Origin of the sequence: Gordonia alkanivorans NBRC 16433, assembly GCF_000225505.1 — a bacterium.
Lineage (GTDB): Bacteria > Actinomycetota > Actinomycetes > Mycobacteriales > Mycobacteriaceae > Gordonia > Gordonia alkanivorans.
Map to the genome: position 1 here is coordinate 35,548 of NZ_BACI01000120.1, position 24,292 is coordinate 59,839.

21 protein-coding genes are annotated in these 24,292 nt (G+C 66.0%); 6 read left to right on the plus strand and 15 right to left on the minus strand.

Annotated elements, in window-relative coordinates:
- Positions 1-83 precede the first annotated feature (83 nt).
- Positions 84-536 carry a hypothetical protein gene (locus tag GOALK_RS21915; protein WP_006361037.1) on the minus strand — a complete coding sequence of 151 codons (453 nt, stop codon included), beginning with the start codon at positions 534-536 and terminating at the stop codon, positions 84-86.
- 122 nt (positions 537-658) lie between these two features.
- Here GOALK_RS21915 and GOALK_RS21920 point away from each other — a divergent pair, with 122 nt between their 5' ends.
- Together GOALK_RS21920 and GOALK_RS21925 are read left to right on the plus strand one after the other, a co-directional pair.
- Positions 659-2,113, plus strand: coding sequence for a glycosyltransferase family protein (locus GOALK_RS21920; protein WP_050918791.1), 1,455 nt, complete (start codon positions 659-661; stop codon positions 2,111-2,113).
- Between the two features lies 1 nt (position 2,114).
- Positions 2,115-2,684 carry a GNAT family N-acetyltransferase gene (locus tag GOALK_RS21925; protein ID WP_006361040.1) on the plus strand — a complete coding sequence of 190 codons (570 nt, stop codon included), beginning with the start codon at positions 2,115-2,117 and terminating at the stop codon, positions 2,682-2,684.
- Positions 2,685-2,695: 11 nt separating this feature from the next.
- Here the strand turns inward: GOALK_RS21925 and GOALK_RS21930 are convergent, their stop codons facing one another.
- The 5 genes from GOALK_RS21930 to GOALK_RS21950 form a co-directional block, all read right to left on the minus strand.
- Positions 2,696-3,103 (minus strand): hypothetical protein, encoded by a 408-nt coding sequence (locus GOALK_RS21930; RefSeq protein ID WP_006361041.1) that lies wholly within the window; start codon positions 3,101-3,103, stop codon positions 2,696-2,698.
- A 36-nt stretch (positions 3,104-3,139) separates the two neighbouring features.
- Positions 3,140-4,081 carry an 8-oxoguanine DNA glycosylase OGG fold protein gene (locus tag GOALK_RS21935; protein WP_035754047.1) on the minus strand — a complete coding sequence of 314 codons (942 nt, stop codon included), beginning with the start codon at positions 4,079-4,081 and terminating at the stop codon, positions 3,140-3,142.
- A gap of 74 nt (positions 4,082-4,155) precedes the next feature.
- Positions 4,156-5,715: a glycosyltransferase family 87 protein gene (locus GOALK_RS21940; RefSeq protein WP_040004433.1), complete on the minus strand. Its 1,560-nt coding sequence runs from the start codon at positions 5,713-5,715 to the stop codon at positions 4,156-4,158.
- A 61-nt stretch (positions 5,716-5,776) separates the two neighbouring features.
- A complete protein-coding gene (locus GOALK_RS21945) occupies positions 5,777-8,137 on the minus strand; it encodes a transglycosylase domain-containing protein (protein WP_006361044.1) in 2,361 nt (786 codons plus the stop codon).
- Positions 8,138-8,266: 129 nt separating this feature from the next.
- Positions 8,267-8,659 carry a DUF5318 family protein gene (locus GOALK_RS21950; protein ID WP_006361045.1) on the minus strand — a complete coding sequence of 131 codons (393 nt, stop codon included), beginning with the start codon at positions 8,657-8,659 and terminating at the stop codon, positions 8,267-8,269.
- A gap of 225 nt (positions 8,660-8,884) precedes the next feature.
- Here GOALK_RS21950 and GOALK_RS21955 point away from each other — a divergent pair, with 225 nt between their 5' ends.
- From GOALK_RS21955 to GOALK_RS21965, 3 genes are all read left to right on the plus strand, one after another.
- On the plus strand, positions 8,885-9,598 hold the full coding sequence (locus tag GOALK_RS21955; protein ID WP_035753986.1) for a PadR family transcriptional regulator: 714 nt from the start codon (positions 8,885-8,887) through the stop codon (positions 9,596-9,598).
- 57 nt (positions 9,599-9,655) lie between these two features.
- Positions 9,656-10,747 carry an inositol-3-phosphate synthase gene (locus GOALK_RS21960; RefSeq protein WP_006361047.1) on the plus strand — a complete coding sequence of 364 codons (1,092 nt, stop codon included), beginning with the start codon at positions 9,656-9,658 and terminating at the stop codon, positions 10,745-10,747.
- 182 nt (positions 10,748-10,929) lie between these two features.
- Positions 10,930-11,355 (plus strand): hypothetical protein, encoded by a 426-nt coding sequence (locus GOALK_RS21965; RefSeq protein ID WP_006361048.1) that lies wholly within the window; start codon positions 10,930-10,932, stop codon positions 11,353-11,355.
- A 3-nt stretch (positions 11,356-11,358) separates the two neighbouring features.
- On the opposite strand, the gene GOALK_RS21970 is transcribed toward GOALK_RS21965, so the two are convergent.
- The 6 genes from GOALK_RS21970 to GOALK_RS21995 all read right to left on the minus strand — a co-directional run bounded on the left by GOALK_RS21970 (position 11,359) and on the right by GOALK_RS21995 (position 20,048).
- Positions 11,359-13,368, minus strand: a complete 2,010-nt coding sequence (locus GOALK_RS21970; RefSeq protein WP_006361049.1) for an aconitate hydratase — start codon at positions 13,366-13,368, stop codon at positions 11,359-11,361.
- 178 nt (positions 13,369-13,546) lie between these two features.
- Complete coding sequence (locus GOALK_RS21975; RefSeq protein ID WP_006361050.1) at positions 13,547-15,079, minus strand: tetratricopeptide repeat protein; 1,533 nt, start codon at positions 15,077-15,079, stop codon at positions 13,547-13,549.
- Complete coding sequence (locus GOALK_RS21980) at positions 15,076-16,398, minus strand: hypothetical protein (protein ID WP_006361051.1); 1,323 nt, start codon at positions 16,396-16,398, stop codon at positions 15,076-15,078. Before GOALK_RS21980 ends, GOALK_RS21975 begins: the two co-directional genes overlap by 4 nt.
- Complete coding sequence (locus GOALK_RS21985; RefSeq protein WP_006361052.1) at positions 16,395-17,720, minus strand: hypothetical protein; 1,326 nt, start codon at positions 17,718-17,720, stop codon at positions 16,395-16,397. The genes GOALK_RS21980 and GOALK_RS21985 overlap by 4 nt, the downstream gene beginning before the upstream one ends.
- Entirely contained in the window at positions 17,717-19,048 is a 1,332-nt protein-coding gene (locus GOALK_RS21990) for a hypothetical protein (RefSeq protein ID WP_157139184.1), read from the minus strand. Before GOALK_RS21990 ends, GOALK_RS21985 begins: the two co-directional genes overlap by 4 nt.
- 382 nt (positions 19,049-19,430) lie before the next feature.
- Complete coding sequence (locus GOALK_RS21995) at positions 19,431-20,048, minus strand: helix-turn-helix transcriptional regulator (RefSeq protein ID WP_006361054.1); 618 nt, start codon at positions 20,046-20,048, stop codon at positions 19,431-19,433.
- Between the two features lie 194 nt (positions 20,049-20,242).
- Here GOALK_RS21995 and GOALK_RS22000 point away from each other — a divergent pair, with 194 nt between their 5' ends.
- On the plus strand, positions 20,243-20,974 hold the full coding sequence (locus tag GOALK_RS22000; protein WP_006361055.1) for an MSMEG_1198 family transcriptional regulator: 732 nt from the start codon (positions 20,243-20,245) through the stop codon (positions 20,972-20,974).
- A gap of 46 nt (positions 20,975-21,020) precedes the next feature.
- Here the strand turns inward: GOALK_RS22000 and GOALK_RS22005 are convergent, their stop codons facing one another.
- From GOALK_RS22005 to grpE, 3 genes are all read right to left on the minus strand, one after another.
- Entirely contained in the window at positions 21,021-21,830 is an 810-nt protein-coding gene (locus GOALK_RS22005; RefSeq protein WP_232283206.1) for a ThiF family adenylyltransferase, read from the minus strand.
- A 206-nt stretch (positions 21,831-22,036) separates the two neighbouring features.
- Entirely contained in the window at positions 22,037-23,467 is a 1,431-nt protein-coding gene (locus tag GOALK_RS22010) for a phenylacetate--CoA ligase family protein (protein WP_006361057.1), read from the minus strand.
- Between the two features lie 328 nt (positions 23,468-23,795).
- The gene (gene grpE, locus GOALK_RS24445; RefSeq protein WP_006361059.1) at positions 23,796-24,257 is read right to left on the minus strand and encodes a nucleotide exchange factor GrpE; all 462 of its coding nucleotides are present in this window, start codon (positions 24,255-24,257) and stop codon (positions 23,796-23,798) included.
- Positions 24,258-24,292: the final 35 nt, after the last annotated feature.

The window sequence follows — 24,292 nt, forward strand, 5'->3', positions numbered from 1 at the left end:
CAGGAGGGTCGCCTGCGTCGGCAACCGGTCCAAGATACATGACCAGGACGTTCTCCCGGAAATCCGAGGTCGTGAGCACCGGTTCAGCGGCTGGTGACGACCTCGATGCGGTAGTTCAGCTCGAGGGTCGCGACGCCGTAGCCGTGGATGTGCGCCTGGGTCTGCAGCCACCGGCCCTCGCCACCACGGGGATCGTCGACCACGGTCGTCTCCGCCCAGGTGGGCCCGATCCCGATCGCCGCCGGCCCGGGGTTGCTCACGTACTGCCGCACGCCGAGCTCGGTGTGGATCGCCTGCGGGTCGCGGCGGTGATCGAGGCTGTCGGGGAGGAAGAACGAGATCGACGTGACGTCGGTGAGGCGGATCATCCCGCGGAACTCCCGGTTGTGATCGAGAGAGACGACGCCCTGGTAGCGCCACACCCGCACCGGCAGTTCGCGTCCCGCGGTGCCGTCGTGCCCGATTCCGGTCGCCAGGGTCGCCTCGACGCTGTAGCGCGGCCCCGGGACGATGCCTGCGACGGTCAGCACGTTCATCGACCCAGGGTAAGTCGGAGAGACACCGGTGGCCGTTGATCGACGATCGGGTCGGTTCGGCGTTCGCGGCTCGTCACACCTCAGGGAACACGATCCAGACGCGACGACCTACTCTGTTGGCCATGTCGGAGCCGCGGATCAGTACGCCTCGGCGGATCCCGTGGTTGTCCGGACGCGGTGAGACCGCGGTCATCGTGCTGGTCTCGCTACTGGCCACCGCGGCGACGATGTTCTGGAGCTTCCAGGCGAAGGCCCGCTGCGGCGGGGCGCCGTTCGACGCCGAGGGCCGCAGCGCCAACTGGCCCTCCGGCGATCCCGGCGGCCTCATCCCCTGCTACTCGGACCTGATGTACCTGTGGCTCGGCCGCGACATCAACAACCACGTGTTCCCCTACATTCACGGTGGGATCGCCGGGGACGGCACCCTGTTCGGCGGCGTGGTCGAGTACCCGGTGTTGTCCGGCCTGCTCATGTACGTCGGGGCCATCGGCGCCGACACCGACACCGCGTTCTTCACCCAGTCCGCACTGTTGTTGGCGCCGTTCGGTTTCGCGATCACCGTGATGCTGGCGCTGATGGTCCGCTGGTGGGCGCTGTTGTGGGCGGCCACTCCCCCGCTGGTCCTGTACTCCTTCCACAATTGGGAGTTGCCGGTGGTCGCGACCGCGGTCGCCGCGATCGCCGTGATGGCGTGGGGCGGTTCGATCGATCCCGCCACCGACCGACGGAGACTCCCGCTGCGCGTCTGTGCCGTGGTGGCGGCCGTCCTGCTGGCCATCGGCTTCTGCCTCAAGCTCTATCCCGGGATCTTCGTGCTGCCGCTGGCCGCCTATGTCCTGACCGGGGACGCCGCTCGTCTGGGACAAGCGCGGCGTCGCGGCCTCGACTGGGTCGGTGCCGCATGGGTGGCCGGCGCCGCGGTGGTCACCGTCGTCGCGATCCAGTTGCCGTTCATGGTCCTCGGATTCGACGGCTGGAAGGCGGCATTGACCTTCCAGGGGCGGCGGCGGGCCGACGTCGACACCAACTCCATCTGGTACTGGGGTCTGCGCTATCTCACCGGAACGACAGACACCTACCACTCCGTCGTCGGGGTGGCGTCGCCGTTGCTGATCCTCGTCAGCTTCGCCGTGGCCATGTACCTGGGGTGGCGCCGCTACGAGCGGATGGGGGTCTTTCCCTGGATCGGCGTGAGCGGGGCGATGCTCGCCGGGTTCATGCTGTTCCACAAAGTGCACTCACCGCAGTACACGCTCTGGATTCTCCCGTTCTTCGTGCTCATGCGAGTCCGCTGGCAGGTGATCGCCGTCTACCTGCTCACCGACATCGCCCTCGACCTGACGATCTTCCGCCTGTTCCCCATCCGCGACGCCGGCGATCCCCTGCCCTGGTGGGTGCTCACCGGTGTCGCCGGCTCGGTCTGGGTTCACGCGTTCCTGCTCGTGTACCTGATCGGCACGCTGGTCCGCACCCCGCTACGTGAACCACTCGCGACGATGACGGTCCGCGACCGGAGTCCCGAAGATCGACCCGACGAGGCCTCTCTTCAGCCCATACCTTCCACGGAAAGAGCATGACATGAGTTCTTGGCTTGGTGCAGGACAGCTTGCGGGTGACCGTGTCACTCTGCGCCCGTTGACATTCGACGATTCAACTGCACTCGCGCAGGTGGTCGCTGATCCGTCCCGGTTCCGCTGGGTTCCCGGCGTGCCCTACGACGAGGGATCCGCTCGACGCTTCGTCGAGTCGGCACTCGAATCACGCCTCGCCTACGCCGTCGTCGACAACTCCGACGGTCGGGTGGTCGGCTCGACGAGCTTCTACGACATCGATGAACACAACCGGTCCGCGTGCATCGGCTACACCTTTTACAGCGAACGCGTCCAGGGCACGACGGTGAACCCGACCGCGAAGTACCTGCTGATGCGTCATGCATTCGAAGATCGTGGCGCCGTCCGGCTCACCTGGCACACCCACGAGCACAACACGCAGTCCCGCGCCGCGATCGCGAAGCTCGGCGCTCAGTTCGAAGGTCTGCTCCGCAAACACCGGAGGTTCGGCGACGGATGGCGGACCACCGCGCTCTACTCGATGACCGACGACGAGTGGCCGGACGCGAAAGCCGCACTGCTACAACGGATTAGCTGACACGCCGGGCATCATGGCTCCTTCGAGTGGTAGGGATGACCATGCGTCCGTCGCTCTTCTTTCATCCGCGCCTCGTACAGATGCCGTTCCCCGTCGGTCAACTCGTTGCGCACCCGTTCCGTATGGGCCCGGAACGGGTGCCAGTACGTGTCGTCGAACTCCTCGACGACCTGAAATGTCCAGCGGCCGTTGATGACATTGCGTCCGACCATCTCTGTTGCGAGGATTTCCGCAATGTCGGCGTGTCCGTCTTCACGTAGCGCGTCCACGGCCTCCCCGAGCAGAAGATCCGCATGCCCGATGAGCTGGTGGAAACTGTAGAGGTGGCCACGGGCGCGCTCGACGTACTCGAGCGCCTCCCCCACCTTGCCGACCGCCTCCGCGGTGCTGTCCGGGATGTTCTCGCCACGCTCAGCCATGTCCAGGCCATACCCACGGCAAGCACGCCTCAACCCTCAGAATCGTCGACCGAGATAGCTGCCGTAGACGTGGTCCTCGTCGAATCCGTTGTTGATCTCACTGACCTCGCCATTGAGCGCCTGGCTGATCTTGCGACCGAGGTCCCTGAATTCGTGTTGCGCCTCAGCGGATCTCGGCGCCAATGCGGACAGAGTGCACAACCAGCGGTGGACGACGCGCAGATCGTCGGTGGACAGCGGGCCGCGCACCCAGTTCGCCTTCTCCCACGTCTGACGCTCCCAGGCCTGCCATGGGTGGTCCCATCCGGTCGGGGGCGAGATCGCGAACAGGCCGCGCACGATGACGTCGTTGCGATCGACCCCGGCTTCCGTGCGCCAGCGATCCACGATCCGCGAGTAGGCGACGTAGTCGGCGGCGGTCCAGACGCCGTCGCGCAGACCCTTCCACCCGGCACGTCGCAGCGACCGGCCGACCTTTGCCTCGAGCACCGGACTCGGGTGTTTCGGGTCGCCGGCACCCGCGAAGTACAGAAACCAGGTGAACCCGCCCGGGCCAAGCCGATCGATGGTGTTGCCGCCCTTGTCCGGTCGCAGCATCGCGTACGCCGCGCCCGGGTCGTCTCGACTGGCCAGGGCGGCCTCCTGGAGCAACCTTCCGAGGCGTTTGCGGTCCGCGGCCACGGCGGCGATCCGCTTCTTGCCGTCGGAGTTCTGCCGGCCCAGGCAGAACGCGACGACATTCCACAGCAGCGCGATCGCATCTTCCGGGGATTCGCCGGCGACCGCACCGAGAGCGAACAACTCCTGTCGGCCGATTCGACTGCCGTGCAACGTGTTCGGCATCTCGAACTCGGCCAGCGTGTCGATCCACCACTGTTGGTCGACCAGCACGGAATCGGACAGGAGCTCGGCCGTACGGTCGCCCTCGGCGAGCCAGTCGGTGAGGTCGTCGGGGAGTGCGAGTTGCGAGGGATTCATGATGGATTGGACGCGCCGGCGCAGCGTTCGGTTCCCTCGGATACGCGTCGGACCGCGGCGCAGCCGCTGTCCGCTCACCGACACCCGGCCGAAACCGGCTCGGCCACTTCGTCTTCGGTACGTCGCCGCACACGCCTCGACGGCAGGCGCAGCCGGATGTGGTCCGGTGCGCCGTCGAGCACCCCACCGGCCGGGTCGTCGTACCAGCGGCCGTCGTTCCCGGCCCGGACGAGGTCGTCCTTCGGATGCCAGATCTGCCAGATCACCACCGCACACAGCACGATGACGATCAATCCCCGGAGCACCACCGCGGTGGTGAACCACTGGTCGGGGAGCCAACGACGTTCCTGGTCGAGGAACAGGCCCATCCGCGGAATCCAGATCAGCGCGTCGATCGTCATCCACGTCAGCAGCAGCCGGGTGTGCGGGATCGCCAGGACCGCCAGCGGCACCAGCCACAGCGAGTACTGCGGGCTCCACACCTTGTTGACGAGGAGGAAGCCGGCCACCGCGAGGAACGCCAGTTGCGCGACCCGGGGACGGAACGGCGCGCACAGACCGATGAGGGCGACCGCCACCAGGACGAGGACGGTCAACCCCACCGACAGCGCGTTCAGATGGTTGATGTTCCATGTGAAACCAAGCGTGTCGGCGAGGATGCGGTAGATGGTGTCGGCGTCGGCGGAGCGGTCGCCGTTGAACCGGAAGAACTCCCACCACCCGGTCGGATACGGGATGAGGATCGGCAGGTTGACCAGCAGCCAGGCGGTGAGCGCGGCCGCAGCCGTGGCCCCGAACTCCCGAACCCGGCCGGACCGCAGACACAACGCTCCCAGCACCACCAGGAGCAACGCCGGATAGAGCTTCGCGGCGGCGCCGACCCCGATAGCCACGCCCGCGATCCACGGCCGGTCCCGCGACCAGGCGAGGAGGGCGACCGCGACGGCTGCCGTCGCGATGGTGTCGAAGTTGGTGAAGGCGTGGACGAACACCAGCGGCGACAGCGCCGCCAGCCAGACCGCCCACATCCGGGTGCGTGCGGTCAGAGCCGTGGCCCAGATCGTGACCAGCCAGAACAGCGCCAGACCGAGCGCGACGATGGTGAAGAACAGCACGACGTCGAGCGCACCGGGGACACCCCAGTTCTCCTCGGCCCACACCCAGCCGCGTGTGAGCTGCGCGGCGCCGTACATGAACATCCCGGTGAGGACCGGGTACTCCATGTAGCGCTTGATGGTCTGGCCCCCGGCGTCCTCCTGGAACCAGAAATCGCGGTAGGGCAGTGCCCCGATGTTGAGTCGTTCGGCGCCGTACAGGCTGATGACGTCGCTGTAGCAGAGGTTGGTGAACTGCCGCTGGTCGTCCCAGTCGAGTCGCATCTCGGCGCCCGGCCGACCCGCCGAACCATCGTCTGGCGGAGCCTGCTGCAGACAGCTCGCCTTACCGAACCAGCCGAGGGCCAGTCCGCACAATGCGAGCGCGAACAACACACGCAGCGGTGTCAGGTGGCGGCTGCGGCCGATGACGGCATGCGCGCCCGCCGGGCCACCGACGAGTGAACTCGCCTCGCGCACCAGGTTGTCCGAGCGCGTGGGGAGTACTCGTTCGGCGTCGACGCGTTCGTCGCGCGCCAACGGCGCAGGGCTGTCCCAGGAAGGGTCGGCTGCGTCGACAGAGTCAGCCGAGGGATCCTGGTCAGCCGACGGGCGGTTCAGGGATTCCTCCGCCGTCCTCACCACCGGGCTGGTTGCCTCCGCGACCCGGCGTGTTCCCGCCGCCGGCACCACCGCTGTCGGGCGAGTTGCCGTCCGGCGAGTTGCCACCGCCGTTGCCGCCTCCACCGCGCGGGCCTCCCGGGAGCGGGATGGTGACGCCCGGTGCGAGTGTCAGGTTGCCGTCACCGCCCTGATCAGGGATCTCGAAGGTCGGTGCGGAAGGTCCGCGCGAGCGCGTCGACGGGGCGTATGTCGTCGCCGGCGCCTCGTACGGGATGCCGACCTGTCCGCCGATCGCCTCTTCGGGTTCGGGGAACTCCTTGATCTCCTTGCCCTCCAGGGCGGAGTTCATGGCCGCCTTCCAGATCTGCGAGGGCAGGCCGCTGCCGTAGATCGACGCGCCGCTGTAGTTGGTGAGCGCCGTGCCGTCGTTGGTGCCGACCCAGACCGCGGTGGACAGCTGCGGCGTGTAGCCGACCATCCAGGCATCCTTGTTCTTGCCGGTGTCGCCGAGCTGCACGGTGCCGGTCTTGGCAGCCGACGGACGCGCGCCCAGCGACGAATCGTAGAGCGAGTTGCCGTTGGAGTACGCGGCGATCGGTTCGAGTGCCGCGGTCACGGTGTCGGCGACCTTGGCGGGGAAGACCCGCTTGCCCTCGTTCTTGCGCTCGAAGAGCACCTGGCCCTCGGAGTCGGTGACCTTCTGCACGAAGTACGGCTCGTGGTAGACGCCGGACGCCGCGAGCGTCGCATATGCCGAGGCCATGTCGATGACGCGGGACTGGTACTGGCCCAGCACCACGCCGCCCTCGGGGGAGCCGTTCGCCTCCTCCAGGGTCTTCTCGATGTTGCCGAAGGACTCGGCGACACCGGCCCGGTGCGCCGCGTCGGCGACGTCCTGGGCGCCTCGCTTGAGGTCCATCATGAGGCGGTAGTAGACGGTGTTCAGCGACATCTTCATCGCGGTCGCGAGGTTGCACGAGCCGCAGCTCTCACCGTCGGAGTTCTCGACCGTCAGTCCACCGCTGGCCTCGAAGGGCGCCGAGCTGTAGGTCTTCGACAGCGGGATGTCCTGTTCGAGGGCTGCGATGAGCGCGAAGACCTTGAACGACGAGCCGGTCTGGAGACCCGCCTGCGCGAGGTCCCATCCCCCGGCGTTGTCGCCACCGTAGTAGCCGCGCACGGCTCCGGACTGCGGGTCGATGGACACCACGGACGCCAGGAGGTCGTCGGGTTCACCGTTCAGCTGACCGTTCGGACACTTGTAGATCTTGTTCTTGCGGCAAGCCGCCTGGACGACACCGTTCTGCACCTGGGGGTCGATGGTGGTGCTGATCTTGAGGCCGCCGGTCTGCAGCTGCTTCTCGGTGATGCCGACGTTGGTGAGCTCTTCGAGCACCCGACGCTTGATCAGACCGTTGGGGCCGGGCGTCTCGTCGCTTCCGCTGACACGCGCCTTGACGGTCTTGGGGAAGACCGCGTTGTCGGCCTGCTGCTTGGTGATGGCTCCGGTCGCGACCATGCCGCTCAGCACATACCGCCAGCGGGCCTCGGTCGCCTCGAGGTTGTTCTCCGGGTCGTAGTACGACGGCGCGCGGATGACGCCCGCGAGCAGAGCGGCTTCCTCGAAGGTCAGCGGGTTCTTCTTCGCCCGCGGCTTGTCGGTGATGGACTTGTTGAAGTACTTCTGCGTGGCGACGGCGACGCCGTAGGCTCCGCGGCCGAAGTAGATGGTGTTGAGGTAGGCCTCGAGGATCTTCTCTTTCGACCAGCCGTGCCGCTCGTTCATCTTGGCGGCGATCGCGAGTTCCTTGAACTTGCGGTCGAAGCTGCGTTCGTCGCCGACGATCGCGTTCTTGACGTACTGCTGCGTGATCGTCGAACCACCGCCGGCGGACTGGTTGCCGGTGATCTGACCGATCATGGCGCGGGACAGGCCGCGCGGCGAGAAGCCGTTGTTGGTCCAGAACTCGCGGTCCTCGGCAGCGACGATCGCCTGGATCATCGTCTCGGGGATCTCGTCGAACGGGACGACGGTGCGGTTGCCGTCGGGCTGGGTGATGTCGGCGAGGGTGCGGCCGGAGGTGTCGACGATCGTCGCCTTCTGGCTGACCTCGGGTTCGGGGATCTCCGCGGTGAAGTAGGTGAATGCGAACGCGATGATCAGCACCAGCACGATGGCCGGGACGATCGCACCCACTGCGCCGAGCGCCCACGCGAAGCGTTTCTGCCGCGCCTCCGTGGCCTGCCTGCTGGCTCGTCCGTTGTTACCGCCACCGTTGCGACCGGGACGGGGTCCGGTACCGCGCGGTGTGGGCGAAGAACCGTACGCCTCGCTCATCGTCCACCTTTCCTACCGGGCCGTGCGGCACGTACACGCACCGCTGACCTCGGGCTCATTCTCTAGCCTCGTGCCACTCCACTTTGACAGCACGCATGAGGCCTCGGCAAAAAACCGCAGGCCAGCGCACTACTTGGCCACACGTCGGGTGCGACGCGTGGTCCGCGGCGGCAGCCCGGCAACGTATGACTGCACCAAATGGTTCCAGCTGCACGTCCGGCACACCTCGACGACATGCACCGAGAACTCCTCGGCGGTGGTCGCCAGCCGGGCGATCTCGTCCGTACTCCGCGCTGAGCCGCTCACCTGGCCGAGCCGTTCACCGAACACCCAGGACACAAGTGTGACCTGCTCTTTTCGGCAGATCGGGCACATCGTCTCGCTGGGCCGACCATGGAATTTCGCCGCGCGCAGAAGGTACGGACTCGCATCGCACACGTCGGCCACGGCGGTCCGGCCCGCGTGGACCGAGGACAGCCGAGCGCGCCGCTGCAGGGCGTAGTCGACGATCTGGCGTTGCACGGTTCCAAGCGTACGTGGTCACACCTTTGTCGTCGGCGCGACGGGTCCGCGCGCTCCACGGAACCGGGTGGCTGCCGAGACCGCCCAACGTACGACGTATCTTCCTCGATCGACCTCGTCGTGGACACCGGTTATATCGGTGCGATACATTGGCAAACACATCGGAGCGAGGTGTTGCGCTGTCAGCACCTTTCGACACATCGACGGACCGGAGGGGGTGACGAAGTGCTCGAGCTCGCGATTCTGGGGTTGCTTCTCGAAGCCCCCATGCACGGTTACGAGCTGCGCAAGCGGCTGACCGGGCTCCTCGGGGCCTTCCGTGCCTTCTCCTACGGCTCGCTGTATCCGACCCTGCGTCGGATGCAGGCCGACGGTCTCATCGATGAAGCCGACGCACCCTCGGGCATGAAGGTTCGCCGTGGGCGTCGGGTGTACCAACTCACCGATGCCGGCCGCACTCGGTTCGCCGAGCTCGTGGCCGACACCGGTCCGCAGAACTACACCGACGACGGTTTCGGTGTGCATCTGGCGTTCTTCAGCCGGACTCCCGCAGTTGCGCGCATGCGCATCCTCGAGGGTCGTCGTCGGCAGGTGGAGGAGCGCCGCGAAGGGTTGCGGGAGATCGTCGGACGGTCCAACCGGGCGGTCGATCGCTACACCCGTCAGCTGCATCAGCTCAGCCTCGAGTCCAGCGAACGGGAGGTCCGCTGGCTCAACGAGCTGATCGCCGCCGAGAGCTCCCAGCAGCGAGACGGGACTCCAAGTCCGTTCGATTCCGACACATTTGATCCCGACGACACCGCTCGGGACGACGCCGGAACCGAACAGTCACCTGTCGATCCGGGGCCGGACGCCGGCACCGGACGAGCCGATGACGAATTGCCAGAACCGGACTCGCCGCAGAGCCGGGACGAACAGCTCGGGCACCCGAGCAAGTGAAAACACCGGTGGCGCAGCGAAGGTCTGCGACGCCGCAACAAGAAGGAGAGCCCGACCATGGGTGAGCCCAATAAGGTGCGCGTTGCCATCGTGGGCGTAGGAAACTGCGCTTCATCCTTGGTGCAAGGCGTGCAGTACTACAAGGACGCCGACGAGAACGCCAGCGTTCCCGGCCTGATGCATGTGAAGTTCGGCCCGTACCACGTCCGCGACGTCGAGTTCGTCGCCGCGTTCGACGTGGACGCCAAGAAGGTCGGCTTCGACCTGTCCGACGCGATCTTCGCGAGCGAGAACAACACCATCAAAATCGCCGACGTGCCGCCGACCGGTGTCACCGTTCAGCGTGGCCACACCCTCGACGGTCTCGGCAAGTACTACCTCGAGACCATCACCGAGGCCGACGGCTCGGGTGTCGACGTCGTCGCGGCCCTCAAGGACGCCGAGGTCGACGTCCTCGTCAGCTACCTGCCGGTCGGCTCGGAGCAGGCCGACAAGTTCTACGCACAGTGCTGCATCGACGCGGGTGTCGCCTTCGTCAACGCACTCCCGGTATTCATCGCCTCGGACCCCGAGTGGGCGAAGAAGTTCACCGACGCCGGCGTCCCGATCGTCGGCGACGACATCAAGAGCCAGGTCGGCGCCACCATCACCCACCGCGTGATGGCGAAGCTGTTCGAGGATCGCGGCGTCACCCTCGACCGCACCTACCAGCTCAACGTCGGCGGCAACATGGACTTCAAGAACATGCTCGAGCGCGAGCGCCTGGAGTCCAAGAAGGTCTCGAAGACCCAGGCCGTGACCTCCAACCTGACCGGCGCGCTCGCCGGCAAGGTCGAGGACAAGAACGTCCACATCGGCCCGTCGGACCACGTCGCCTGGCTCGACGACCGCAAGTGGGCCTACGTCCGCCTGGAGGGTCGTGCCTTCGGTGACGTGCCGCTGAACCTGGAGTACAAGCTCGAGGTCTGGGACTCCCCCAACTCGGCCGGCATCATCATCGACGCCGTGCGCGCCGCGAAGATAGCCAAGGACCGCGGCATCGGCGGACCGATCCTCCCGGCATCGGCCTACCTGATGAAGTCCCCGCCGAAGCAGCTCGCCGACGACGTCGCGCGTCAGCAGCTCGAGGCGTTCATCGTCGAGGCCTGATCCTCTTCGGAACGATCCACGACGTCCCCGTCGGGATTCGTGAGGTACATCCTCACGATCCGGCGGGGACGTCGTCGTTTCCGGCGACAAGTTCGTGAATACGCCCGTGACCTGGTCGTCGGTGCCCGAGAATGATTCCTCGAACCACCAGTTGCCGGACGAGCGACGAGGAGACGACCGGGATGGCTTCGAAACTGATCAGGGCTTGTGTCGCTGTGGCCGTCTCGGGTGTCGTCGTGATGCTCGGTCTGTCCGGGGGCGGAGCTGCCGCTGCTGCACCGTCCCCCACGCCGGCCGTGACCGTGGTCGGCGGCTGCGACGGGGCGAAACTCGTTCAGCCACGCACACTTTCGTCGAACTTCTGCGCCGACGTCGGAGTCATCGTCTCCGACATCACCTGGCTCGCGTGGACCGATGCCTTCGCGGTCGGCTTCGGCACCGAGAACCGCAAGCTCTGCGAACCGAACTGTGCCGCCGGGAAGATCGCGAAGTATCCGGTCGGCATCTGGCTGTTCGCGCCGAAGAAGGGCGCGTTCACGCAGGTGTCGCTCTACTCGTCGATCACCGGCCCGCCCGAGACCTATCAGCTCACGGGGTACGTGCGCTGACGCTCAGCTGATCTCGCCGCTGTCCTGCAACACGGTCTCCTCGGCTCGATGTTCGTCCGGATGTTCCTCGGCGGCGAGCCGCGGGATGAGTCCGCCGGCCAGGACGTCGGACACCTGGCGCTTCGAGAGTCGGTGCCGGACTTCGACATTGCGCTCCTTGGTCACGTTGCGGACGGTGAGGACGTCATCGGCACCCAGGGCATCCCGCAGATTCTCGAGCCGGAGGGTGTCGTCCTGCTCGACGGTGTCGTAATCAGCCGGATCGACGAATTCCACTGCCAGCACACCGAAGTTCGCGAGATTCTGCCAATGGATGCGGGCGAACGACTTCGCGATCACCACCCGGAGGCCCAGGTGGCGAGGCGCGATCGCCGCATGTTCGCGTGATGAGCCCTGTCCGTAGTTGTCACCTCCGATGATGATGTGGCCGGTGTCCGCGGATCGAGCTCTCTCCGTGTAGGTGTCGTCGATGCGCGTGAAACAGAACTCGGCGAGCCTGGGGATGTTCGACCGGTACGGCAGAGCTTTCGCGCCGGCGGGCGAGATGTCGTCCGTGGAGATGTTGTCGCCGACCTTCAGCAGGACCGGGGCCTCGACGACATCGGGGAGCGAGTCCAGGTCCGGTAGATCGGAGATGTTGGGGCCCTTCACCGGCTGGACCTTCGCGGCTTCCTCCGGCGGCAGCGGCGGGACCAGCATCGCGGTGTTGACCGAGTGTTCCTGCGGCAGGTCGAGCTCTGGGTAGGAGACCTTGTTGTCGGCGGCCCAGTCGCGGGGGTCGGTGATCACGCCGGTGAGCGCCGACGCGGCTGCGGTCTCCGGCGAACACAGCCATACCTTGTCGTCCTTGGTGCCCGACCGTCCGGGGAAGTTGCGCGGCATCGTCCTCAGCGAGTTCTGCCCGGTCGCGGGCGCCTGCCCCATGCCGATGCAGCCCATACAGCCGGCCTGGTGGATCCGCGCGCCGCCGATGACGAGATCGGTGGTGGCCCCCATCTTGGTGAGGTCGGTGAGGATCTCCCGTGACGTCGGGTTGATGTCGAAGCTGACATCGGCTGACGTCTGCCTCCCCGCCACCATCGCTGCGGCGATCGCGAAGTCGCGGAGGCCGGGATTGGCACTCGACCCGATCACGACCTGCGAGATCTCCTCCCCCACGACCTCACTGACCGGAACGACGTCTCCGGGTGACGAGGGTTTCGCGATCAGCGGGACGATCTCGGTGAGATCGATGGTCTCCTCGGCGTCGTAGGTCGCCCCGTCGTCGGCGACGAGTTCGGTCCAGTCGCCTTCGCGGTCCTCGGCGCGGAGGAACTCGCGCACCGCGTCGTCGCTGGGGAACACCGTCGTCGTCGCGCCCAGTTCCGCGCCCATGTTCGCGATCACGTGGCGGTCCATCGCGGTCAGACCCGCGAGCCCGGGACCGTGATACTCGATGATCCGGTTCACGGCACCCTTCACGTCGTGGCGTCGGAGCATCTCGAGGATCACATCCTTGGCCGAACACCACTCCGGCAGTTCGCCTTCCAGCCGGACACCCCAGATCTCGGGCATCCGGATGTTCAGCGGGCGACCGGTGATGGCGAGAGCCACCTCGAGTCCGCCGACCCCGATCGCGAGCATCCCGAGCGATCCCGCCGCCGGCGTGTGCGAGTCGGACCCGACCATCGTCTTTCCCGGTATGCCGAACCGCTGCATGTGAGTGGGATGCGAGACACCGTTGCCCGGCTTGGAGAACCACAGCCCGAAGCGCTCACACGCAGTGCGCAGATACTCGTGGTCCTCTGCGTTCTTCTCGTCGGTCTGCAGCAGGTTGTGGTCGACGTACTGGACACTCGCCTCGGTGCGTGCGCGGTCGAGACCCAGAGACTCCAGCTCTTGCATGACCAGCGTGCCGGTGGCGTCCTGGGTGAGGGTCTGGTCGATGTGGATCGCGATCTCTTCGCCCGGGGTCATGTCCCCGGCCGCCAGATGGGATTCGATGAGCTTGCGGGCAACGTTCTGGGCGGGCATCGCACACTCCTGATCGGCTCACGTCCGAGCCACACTGGCTCGGGACTGAACCGACGTCAGAACCTGTCCGGGTTGTCGACACCGCGACACACCTGGCGCTCTCGCTCGGACTGATCTCCATGGTCGCAGTGATCGGCGAGACATGCCACGATCGCTCATCGACGATCACCTGGTTCGGTCACCAGATCGGAACCCGTGGCGCACCCTGGAGCACCGCAGCCAGGTATGGGTCCAGGCTCGCGGCCATCTCGCGCTGCCTTGCCAGCAGGAGCCGTCCGTCACCATCGACGAGTGCAGGCGGCGGCGCCATCGGCAGTTCTGCCCTGTCCAGCAGGGTCGCCCCCAGCCCCTGGGCCATGGCAAACGCGATGTCCCCCGAATCGCCGAACGGATCGGTGGACACTGTCTGTCGCACATCGGTCATGTCGAGGGGAATGTCGAGGTTCAGTGGGCCGGCGTCCGCCTCCGTTGCCACCAGTCCGTGAACACCGCCACTGAGTACGGTTTCGATCAGGTCCGCCATGAGCGTCACCGACCCCAACTGGCGGACCATGATGAACGTCCAGGTGATCCGGTGCTCCAACGATTCCCGCCATCGAGCCCGACGCCGTGCATCGGCGAACTGGAAGCGTTGGTAGTCGCCTGCGATGAGTGCGGCGACCGCCGTGTCGACGGCTTCTGCGCTGAGCGTCGCGCGACGGAGTGGATCGATCGAGGCCTCGGTCACCAGCCGCTTGACTCGATTCCACGCGAGGTTGGCCAACTGGTGGTGCATCCCGGCGGCAGCGAGGCCGTCGCGCGCCGCAGCGAATGCCTCATCTGCGACGGAGAAGTCGTGTCGTGCCAGGGCCGCATTTGCCCTGTTGTACTCGCAGATGGCAACTTTGTCCGGCTTGCCAGTGGCCTCGAAGAACCGGATCGCCTCGGACAACAGTTCCTCGCCTCTGGCCACGTCGCCGGTGGCCATGAACACTAGTGCCAAACCCATCCGACTCTCGGTGGCATGCTCCCGGTCACCCTCACGCTCACAGATCTCGATGGCGCGTTCGAATGCCGGCACCGCGAGTTGAGGCCGACCGGACTCCACGTAGGTCGCCGCCAGCGACGTGAGACACATCGCTGCTCGTAGGGTCGCGTCACCGAAGAAGTCGACGAGCTCGAGAAACGCCTTTTCCGCTTCTTGCCGGCGTCCGGACATCCGGTGGTTGTTCGCCAGATTCAGCCGTACTTCCGCAACGTCGTGGACCGTTCCCAGTTCCAGGTAGATCTGCTCGGCGAGTCCGAGCGCCCGATCCGCGTCGTCGAACTCGCCGACCTGGGTGGACAAGGTGCCGAAGTCGTTGAGCGCACCGGCGAACTTCTCGTGATCTTCGTACTCGGACAGCTCATCACAAGCCAGCCCCATCGCCTCATGTGCCGTTACGTAGTCGCCCGACCGAAATGCGATGAGACCGATCACCTGGAGGAGTTCGGTGGCAGCTTCGGGATCGAACTCGGCATACGCATCACGCGCACCGAGAACGGCATCGATGACCTCGTCGGTACCGGCGACGTCTGCCAGATGTTCTGCGAGCTCGACATAGGCCGCGGCGATCGCACGAGGATCCCCGGCCACGTCCGCCTCGTTTGCGACGGCGTACAACTCAGCGCGAACCCGCTCCCACTCATCGGCATCGAATTCGTCGCGCTGCTCGTCGCTTCCCGCACTCATCTGCTTCCCTCCCCGGGCGCCGTGGTGATCTGGCGTCGAGCACAGACATGTGTTCCCACCGAGGCCCATGTCAGCGGCGAGTTCGCGACCGAGGGCGACGCCCGCCACTGTTCGAGCTTCGATCGTTGCCACGCCGACAACGCCGCGGCCGGATCTGCCGCCATGTGCGTCTCGTCCACTGCCAGAGCCAGTTCCGTCGTGGGGCACACATCCGAGTCGACGGCCGCGAGATCCGAGAAGGCAACATCGGACGGCAAGGTCCAGCGCGTCGTCGTCACGATCTCCGCACCTGCGCTGAACATCGCCACCACCAAACCGAAAGTCTCCGAACTCCGATAGTCCACGCCACCCTCGCAGGCGATCACCGCCACTCGCGGCGGCATCGGCCACAACCGATGGCCGGGGATCCCGTCGCCCACGTGCGGGCTCGCCCCCTCGCCCAGATCCGGTCTCGCGGTGCCCAACAGCAGATCCAGCGCAGCCAGCGGGCGATGCGCCCCGTGGACGGATTCGGCCAGCCCCCACTGCTTTCCGTCGTCGGTCAGATGAATCGATGCCGAACCCGGCTGATTCACCGTCGAGGACACGTGTCCAAAGTAGAACAGGCGGCTCGGTTCAAGACGCAGTTCCTCACTCAAATCCCAGCGGTCGTAGGCCGCTCCGACACCCGAGGCGCTCGTGTGCGAACGGTTCGCCATCCGATCACGGATCAAGCGGGCCCCGGGTGGCTGCGATCGTCGTGGTCCCGACGAGGACACCATCACCTGCCGGAGTCCGGAACCTGCGGGCAGCAGCGGATCCACGACATAGAGCACGGGTCGCCTCGAGAGATCGTCGGTCCAGGGGCCGGGGGTCCGGGCCCGTCCGAGATGCACTGCTGCAGGAGGCTCGAAGCAGACGTCGGCGAGCTCTATCAAGCGCGTCTCCCCGTCCACGGCCAGCAACTCGAACGGAACCCTGGCCAGCGACCGACTCGGCGTGATCCGCACCAGAACTCGCCCCACACGGGCCTTCTCGACCAGAGCCGTCGTCACCGCTGCGGGAAGGATCACCCGAGACAGCCCTTCATTCACCGCGAGCTCACTCTGATAGCGGCTGAACGGTCCGGACAATGCACGGCGTACAGGTTCTTCCGGATCCATGCCGTCGCCACCGATCAGAGCCGCATCGAGGCGAGCCAGCGCTCGGCGCAACTTCGGGGTCGTCACCACGTGCACGTGAGGATATGCGGGGTCGTCGAGCCACCGGAACGACAGATATGTGCCTCCGGCGTCGACCGCCCTGATCAGGAGCACCGACGACGGGTCACGCGCGGTCATCCGAACCCGATCATGTGGAGTTCGGCAAGCGTGGGTCCGCCGGGCCCGTCGGTCCGCAACGGTTCGCGGACCCGATCGTCCAGCTTCTCGACTGCCACGAGACGGGCGGCGATCAGCCGGGTCTCGGATTCTCCGCGGTATCGCCTCGCGAACTGTCGCAGGAGAACTCGCACAGTACCCACGGCATCGGATGCCGCCTGGCGTTCCGTTTCCGCGCCGGCCGTCGCGGCAGCAATCCCGTCGTCAGAGTCGGTGATCCCCAGACCTGCGAGGACGGCACCCGCGTTGCGAAGCCGGGTCCATGCGTGCCGGAAATGCCGATCGACCCGGGTCATCGCCACGCCGAAGTGGTCGAGTCGAAGTTCCGCGGGGTCGGCTTCTGAACCGACGAACGCGAACCGCGCGTCGCCGTCGACTCCGACGATGCGCGCCGTGATCCGGTCGCCGGATGCCGTCGCCGGCGCAAACGCGACCAGGTCACCCGTCTCGGGGTCCGCAGCGACAGCGAAAATCCCATCCACCACTGCTGAATCCGCATCCACACCGTCACGCAACTCCGCACTCACCTCGTACGAACCGTCAACGTTCTCGTTTATCTCGACCTCCGGTTCCTCCGGACCGTCGAACCGCAGCAGTCGAGGCGGTAGCGCACGCAGGTCCGCGACCTGCGTGATCACCGGGGAAATCCCGCCGAGATCGGCGGCGAGCACACCCAGGTCGGTGTCGAGACCGAACAGCGCATCCCACAGGACATCTGATCGATCTGTGCGCACACGCAGCGCCCCCAGCAAACCATCCATCTCGTCGTCGGGAAGTACGCCGATGGCCACCGTGCCGATGACCTCGGCGAGTCGCGTCACCAACGGCCCTCCGTGATCGGCTGATTCGATCTCGTCCACCAGACGACCGGGCACCGAGGATGCCAGTGCCAGGTACCAGCCCATGTCCGGGTCGCCCAGGAGGGCACGCGCATATGCGACGTCCAGTGACAGAACACCGTCGTCGAGATCGCCCAGGTGCAGCGTGTCGACCGCGGTCACCGTGGTAAGCCGAACCAGCCCATCGCTGAGATCCGGAGCAGGGATTCCGGTCGTATCCAGAGCGTTTACGAGATCGTTGACCGCTGACGGGTCGGCGAAAACCGACGCGTCGCGCGCGGATTCCGCATCCCGGATGGTCACCTGCACGGGCTGCTCGGGAAACGCCGCATCGACGGTGAATGTGATTTGTCCGGTGGTGATCGTGACCGGCAGGAACGCCTCGGCGTCGTCGGCGCGCCACGTATAGCTTCCGTCGGGTCCACGCTGCACGGTCCCGCTCATGAAACCACTCCCGCGTCGAGCGTGTCGGCTAGTGAACGTCGAGCGCGTCTACCTGCGGTCTCCAGTGTCAGGTACACGTTCATCCCCGCCTTCATCGCCGACTCACTGCGGGCATCTGCCGGCTGCTCCGAGCGCCAGAGCTGCGCGGCCACCCGTCTCACCTCGCCCGGACTGGCGATGTCGAGCGTGCCGCCGATGGTCAGGAGTGTGATCGCGGTTCTCCCCTCCCAGCAGAGTTTTCCGTCGATCTGTTGGTCAGGGTCCTCGGCGATGGTCGCCGCGATGACGGCAAGGAGCTCGTTGGCCGCGTCGGCGGCAGGGTCAGGTGTGTTCTCCACGCGGTCGTCTGCCTGACTGCGGTCCGGGTCGTCGGCCACGATCAGCCGCCTCTCGTGGAGCCGCCGGACTGCGGTGCGGCGCTTCTCGTCGAGCCGGACGGCATCGAGCCGGAGCTTCAGGTAGTACTCCGTGCCTTCCAGTGGCTTCCCGCGGTGCAGACGGTTCACGTAGGTCGTGACGACGCGTTCGAACGCTTCGCTCAGACGCGGGTCAGAGCGGTCCTTGCCCTTGACCCGATCTGCGATCACGCGCTCGACGAACGTGATCGCAGTCGTGCGGAGCTCCGCTCGGCGCTCAGCGGTGAGCGGCTCTTCTGGTTCCGCACCGAAATCGTCCACGACGCGTTCACCGAGTTCTGCGAGAACCGTCGTCTCCTCCTCGGTCAGGATCGTCGACCCGGCCGCGCCGGCATCGAGCAACCGCACAATCGCGCTGACGAAACCGTCAAGCGCCACTTTCTCATCCACGCCTGCTCTGCTGATGGGGGTCTCGACGAAATTCTGCACGGTGTCGAAGGACTCGTCCACGGACGGCTCAGAACGAACCATGGCACCGCGAACCTTGCGCACAGCCGCGCGCCGGGCCTCCCGCACCGCGGCACCGATCGACCTCCGAAGACCAGACGGGACCAACGGAGCAAGGCTCGAGTACCAGCCCGCGGAGTAGCAGCTCAGTGGTCCGATCGTGTCCCGGCAGACTGCCCCGAGTCGGTCGATCGTGTCGAGATCGGCGACCTCGACCCGCCGGCTACACATCAGCAGCGCGACTGACGGCGAGTATCGCTCACCGACCCATCGCCTCTTCCCCAGCGCCCCGGACCAGCCGCACAGTTCCCCTTGGAGGGACTTGCTCTCCGGCAGCGGTTCTCGCATCGAACGTTGATACTGCTTCAGGTACTCATCCCGGCTGACCCCGGACAGCGGAACCACGACGACCACGATGGCGGGTTGTGCTCCTGGAGGGATCAGCGGAGGCACGAGTCGGCTCACGTCAGACGCTCCTCTCGCCAATGCGATCACCCGGATGTGCGGCTTGGCGCCCACCGGCAGGTGAACCCCCCACAAACTTATTGGGTCGAACGCCTGAGGTCGATCTTCATTGTTTTGGGGGAGACCGTTCGGATCATGGCCCGCGTAGTCTTACCCCCGGTGAAGCAACGAGGAGGGACTAGGGCGGACAGGTGCGATCGATGCGCACGCGTGCTGGTCAAGTGTAACGAATGTTGCGGCGAGGCAGGTGGATACAGCATCGCCGGCCGGCTCACCTGCGTGACCTGTGACAGCACCGGAAGACTCTGCCCAGTCCACGGGGGACACTGGCACACAACACCCGGCCCGTCTCCGTCGAGTCGCACGGCACAACGGGAGAACATCAGCGACGAAGCAGGTGATCACGGTCCACCCACCCGTCGGCCATGAGCTCGATCAGCAACTGAGACTTGTTGGCAACCGGACGTCCGACTGCGATGTAGCGGTCGGACACTCTGCGGAGATGGGTGCGGACGGTGCTCTCCGCGATGAAGTGTCGCGTCGCCGTCTCTCGCACCGTGGCACCGAGGACGTACGTCAGCACCACTTCGCATTCGCGGTCGCTGAGCTGCACCCGACCCTCATCGCCGGTCACATCTCCGGCGACCTTGTCGAGAACCTGGCGAAGCGTGCCGGCCGCGAACGGGGAATCCGGAAGCTCCACTCCGTACTCGCGGCCGGGACATACCCCGATTCCGATGATGTGCGCGCGGTCGAATCGTCCCGGCTCCCGCACCCGAGCCAAATGCTTTGCGCTGCGAACGATCACGGCTCTGATCCCTTCCGGACAGAAGACCCGGGCACGGTCCAGATCGACGAGCAGGGCACGATGTCCGAGACCGGAGACGAGCGCCATCATCGCGGCATCGCCGAAGTCGTGCTCGGCTACCACGGCAACAGGTTGGCGCACAGCCGTTTCACGGATGGAGTCATTGTCGAGGTCGATGGTATCGGTAGTCATGAGAGCTCCTGGGTGACGACAGTCAACGTCTGGTGGTCTGGAACAGGCGATGTCGTCAATACTGGTGGCGCGACCGTGGGGTAGTCAGCCACTACGACGACATCCTTGGTGTCGATTCGGGTGAATATCGCCCTCGGCGGTGACCGTTAATGCGTAATCACGCATGACAACTGACGATGCGGCATGATGTCGCGGTGACCGGACTTCGTATTCTCATCGCCTCGCCCCTCGGCCATGTCGTGGCAGATCCGATCAGGAGCACGTTCGAGGGATCGACCGTTGTCGTGGCCCGGAACCACGACGAGTTCCTCAGCGCGGTCGCCGCTCGTGTCCGATTCGACGTGGTCAGTGCGGACCTCATCTTCAACCACGCGCAACTGGAGTGGACGTTCGATGGACTCGACGTGATCGAGGGACTTCACCAGGCTGATCGGCTGGCACCGGTCCTCCTCGCCACCCAGGGCCATTCCATGGAGGAGGATCACCTCGCCGAGGCCCGACTCCGCTCCGATGTCTCCGGGGTGGTGGCCAAGTCGGCCGGCCTCCATACGTTCATCAACTCGCTGCGGACCGTCGCGCTCGGGCAAGCGCTCGCCGAGCAACACCCGAAGTCCATGCGTCCTTCGCTATTCGAGCTCTTCGACGGTCGGCGCGGTATAACCGCGGCCCGCATGGCCGGTGCGATCGCGGCAGGAAACGCCGTTGACGTCGGCAGCCTCGCCCAAGTTGCACGAGTGTCCAACAACACCGCGAGCAAGCTGGCATCCAACTACGTCGGACCGATGATGCGTGCCCGGCATGAACATGACGACCGGTTGCCACTCACGCAGGCCGCCGTGTTCAGATGGTGCGGACTGCATGCCCGCTACATCGTGAGCTGGTGTCGCCGCCACGGTCACAGCGACGTCCTCGAGGCTCAGAGGTGAGCGGTCGTGTCCCCGTGCACCCCGGCACGGGGACACGACCGGACCATCAGCACGGCAAGAAATCGCCGACCCTGAGGTAGGCACGCCCCGACGGGATATCCGCCCCGCACACAATCTGCCGCGCGACGGTCGCGCCCACCGCACCCGCCATGGTTGCGGCGCTGCCCAACTGCGGCCACGACGGAATGCTCCTGCAGACCTCCGCCAGCGCCTTGGTCACACGCGGAGACACCTCGGGACCGACAATCGCCGAAGCGACAGCCACCCTGTTCTCCGGATCGGACAGTTCCGTTGGACTCATCGTTGTGAGAAACCCTGCCATACCGTGGAACTCGGGGTATGAGGGGTCGACGTCGTAACGCTCGACGTCGACGATGACGCCGTCGCCGTCGTCAGTGACCATCACGAGCGGGAGGCCCGCCGATCTCGCGTGACGCCGTATCACCACTTTCATGGCCAAGTCGTCGACCTCTTCGAGGACGATGTCCGCTCGTGCCGGTCCGTCCAGTCCAAGGAAGGACGCGACATTGTTCTCGGTGACGCCGTCGTCGAACACCTCGACCGTCACGTACGGATCGAGCTCCAGCATCCTGCGCCGCGCCAGAGTCGTCTTCGGGACGCCGAGGTCGCAGACCGACCCACTGAGGCGGTTCAGGTTCGTGACACCGAGCGTGTCGGCGTCGGCGATCCGGAACCGCCGGGCGCCGGTCAGGACGCAGGTGTGCAGCAGTGACGCCCCGACACTCAATCCGGCGACGGCGATCGTCGTACCGGCCCAGCAGTCCTGTTCGTTCTCGGTGACCAGGACCCTGTTCCGCGCGGTCCGGAGCCGGTGGAAGATCTCGTCGTCGGGCAACCGCACCATGACGTTCCTCCACGGGTACACGACATATCGGCTGCGTTCCTCGAGATCGGCGGGGGTCAGGCGCTCCATCCGTGGATCCAGCGACTGAAGCGAGCAGTACTCCTCGAACGCGGTCTCCCAACCATCGACCACGCCGACACCGACGGTACGCAGCTCCCCGATGCGCGACTCGTCCTTCTCCGGGTGCAGGATCTCGATCATTTCACCTCTCCGGTGTACTTGTGCTTCGGCCCGACACGGAACAACCCGGTCCCGTGTGGGTGGAGGGTGACCCGAGGCGCCGTGCGATCGGCACCGCGCTGTGCGTGCAGGGCCCGATACTCGTCGTTGGTGCGCAACAGCGTGTTCTGGCACAGCACCGTCAGGTCGTCGACGAGACCGGGCGGCGCCGTGTGAACACCGGCGGCGAGCTCGACAGCGACACGCAACACAGGACGGTGGTCCCCGCCCGGACTCCCGTCCGCGCGGAACCTGCCCGTCACCAGCCGCGCCACGGCGGGAGAATCGAATGCCGGCGCCAGTTGGGACGGGTAGATGTTGGACGAGTAGAACGTCGTCGACACATCCGGGCGACCGGTCAGGACGACAAAACAACCCTCGGGATCGACTCGGTCCGCGAGCCCGTCATGACCGTGCGCGACCAGGATCTGGCGTAGCCGTGCGCCGGTGAGGACGTCGCCCTTGTCGTTGATCCGGTAACGGATCAACGGGAGAGCACCGTCGATGGTGAACAGAAGGTATCCCTCGCCGTCGACTTCGGCGTACCGGCGCGCTGGGTCGACCTCGACGAATGTGGGCAGGGTCGTCGCCTGCGGGAACAGCTCAGCACGAAGAGCGAGGTCGGCGCGCGCCGCGCGCCGGACCGAAACCGTCACGGGCGACTCGTGTCCCATAACGCCCACCTCGGCCGTTCCATAGATGAGGCACACCCGCTCCGGGCGGTCGCTTCGCCCGATTCGCTCAAGCAGATGGTCGCGCCACTCCTCGGTGACGCCCTCACCGGCCAGCAGAATGGAGATGTCCTGCGCGAGAGCAGCATCGGCCATCTGGTCGAGGACGTCCTTGACCAGCGGCGGATATCCCGCGACGACGACCTTCTCGTACTGCGGCCCCAACTCTTTGATGTTGGTGGCGGCCGCTGCGACATCGATTCCCGGCGTCGTCACCGAAACCCGGTAGCCACGACGATGAAGCCCGTCTCCCGCTTGGTGACTGTAGGTGCCACCGATCCAGGTGCCCATCGCGAAGCAGACCACGAGAAGGACGGAGCGCTCGCCGACCTCGAAGCAGTCGTCGAAGATCTGTCCGTAGAAGTGGATCGCGTCGTTGATGGCAGCCGGATCGCGGGGAAAGAATGTCGGCTGGCCCGTCGAGCCCGACGTCGACGACCACGTGTCCGCACGAGCGATGTCGCCGTCCCACATCAGTTGCGGAATCTCGTGCCGCCTGAGATAACCCTTCTTGGTCGTGACTGGCAGCGCCACGAACTCAGCGGGGGTGATGGCGCCACTGTGCGTATAGCCGCACTCGCGCGCGTGAGTCCCGTACGCCGGAACCCGGTGTAGTGCGTCGCTCGCGACGGCCATGGCGTGGTCGAGTCCGACTGCGGATGTTGTGAGTGGGTGCATGTTTGCCTCCTGGTCGTGGTGACCTGGAAGCCGTTTCCCCACCCGTTTCGATCGGCGCCGGCGCATCCGGCAGGTTGAAAGACGACGGTGCCGGCAGGGTTCCTGCCGGCACCGTCGAGAACTCGGATCAGTTGTCAGACTTGCAATGTGGGCACGTCACGGTGACCCGGTTCCACGAGGACTTTCCCCAGAACGCACGGTTGCAGACGCGGCACTTGTGCGGCTCGGTGTAGTCTCCGCTTCGTCGCGCCGAAGCTGTTTCAGCCATTTCTCACTCCTTTCGCATGAGTCGTTACTCTGTGACTCGGGACGGTCCGCCCGATTCCTGTCAGTCGTCGCCCGCCGGCGGATCGTCGGCGCGCGACCATTCGGCCGCGACCTCCGCCGGCCGGATCACGTATCCCGACAGTTCGTAGCCGCGCCGCATACGTTCGACGATGAGCAGCGACTCATCCGAACTGACACGTTTCGCAACGCTCTTCACCACCCGATGTCTGGCCTTGTCGACCTCGGTTCCGGGTTCGCAGTCGATCGGCTCGACCCCGAAATCCTCGAGCATGTCCAATAGTTCGTCGACAAGGCTGGCCGTGAGCGCCCAGGGGTCCGCCTGCCGTCGGGCATCCTCGAGCTCGACACGGTCGATCAGTGACGCGACCTGGCGGGCGATCGGACGAATGACCGCCTGCGTGATGCCCGTCTCGGCCGCCACCGCGCGGTCACGCAGTGCGATCAAGGACTGCTCGTAGTTGCGTTCGACGATCCCCGAACCCGCCTTGACCGCCGCTTCCAACTGGTCGAACCGGAGATGGATTTCGCTGAGGTCAA

Excerpts from the sequence above, each read along its gene's own strand:
- GOALK_RS21960 (WP_006361047.1), top strand. The coding sequence starts at position 9,656 with ATGGGTGAGCCCAATAAGGTGCGCGTTGCCATCGTGGGCGTAGGAAAC.
- GOALK_RS21995 (WP_006361054.1), bottom strand. The coding sequence starts at position 20,048 with ATGACTACCGATACCATCGACCTCGACAATGACTCCATCCGTGAAACG.
- GOALK_RS21965 (WP_006361048.1), top strand. The coding sequence starts at position 10,930 with ATGGCTTCGAAACTGATCAGGGCTTGTGTCGCTGTGGCCGTCTCGGGT.
- GOALK_RS21925 (WP_006361040.1), top strand. The coding sequence starts at position 2,115 with ATGAGTTCTTGGCTTGGTGCAGGACAGCTTGCGGGTGACCGTGTCACT.
- GOALK_RS21975 (WP_006361050.1), bottom strand. The coding sequence starts at position 15,079 with ATGAGTGCGGGAAGCGACGAGCAGCGCGACGAATTCGATGCCGATGAG.
- GOALK_RS21945 (WP_006361044.1), bottom strand. The coding sequence starts at position 8,137 with ATGAGCGAGGCGTACGGTTCTTCGCCCACACCGCGCGGTACCGGACCC.
- GOALK_RS22010 (WP_006361057.1), bottom strand. The coding sequence starts at position 23,467 with ATGCACCCACTCACAACATCCGCAGTCGGACTCGACCACGCCATGGCC.
- GOALK_RS21930 (WP_006361041.1), bottom strand. The coding sequence starts at position 3,103 with ATGGCTGAGCGTGGCGAGAACATCCCGGACAGCACCGCGGAGGCGGTC.
- GOALK_RS21935 (WP_035754047.1), bottom strand. The coding sequence starts at position 4,081 with ATGAATCCCTCGCAACTCGCACTCCCCGACGACCTCACCGACTGGCTC.
- GOALK_RS21920 (WP_050918791.1), top strand. The coding sequence starts at position 659 with ATGTCGGAGCCGCGGATCAGTACGCCTCGGCGGATCCCGTGGTTGTCC.
- GOALK_RS21915 (WP_006361037.1), bottom strand. The coding sequence starts at position 536 with ATGAACGTGCTGACCGTCGCAGGCATCGTCCCGGGGCCGCGCTACAGC.
- GOALK_RS21980 (WP_006361051.1), bottom strand. The coding sequence starts at position 16,398 with ATGACCGCGCGTGACCCGTCGTCGGTGCTCCTGATCAGGGCGGTCGAC.
- GOALK_RS21985 (WP_006361052.1), bottom strand. The coding sequence starts at position 17,720 with ATGAGCGGGACCGTGCAGCGTGGACCCGACGGAAGCTATACGTGGCGC.
- GOALK_RS21970 (WP_006361049.1), bottom strand. The coding sequence starts at position 13,368 with ATGCCCGCCCAGAACGTTGCCCGCAAGCTCATCGAATCCCATCTGGCG.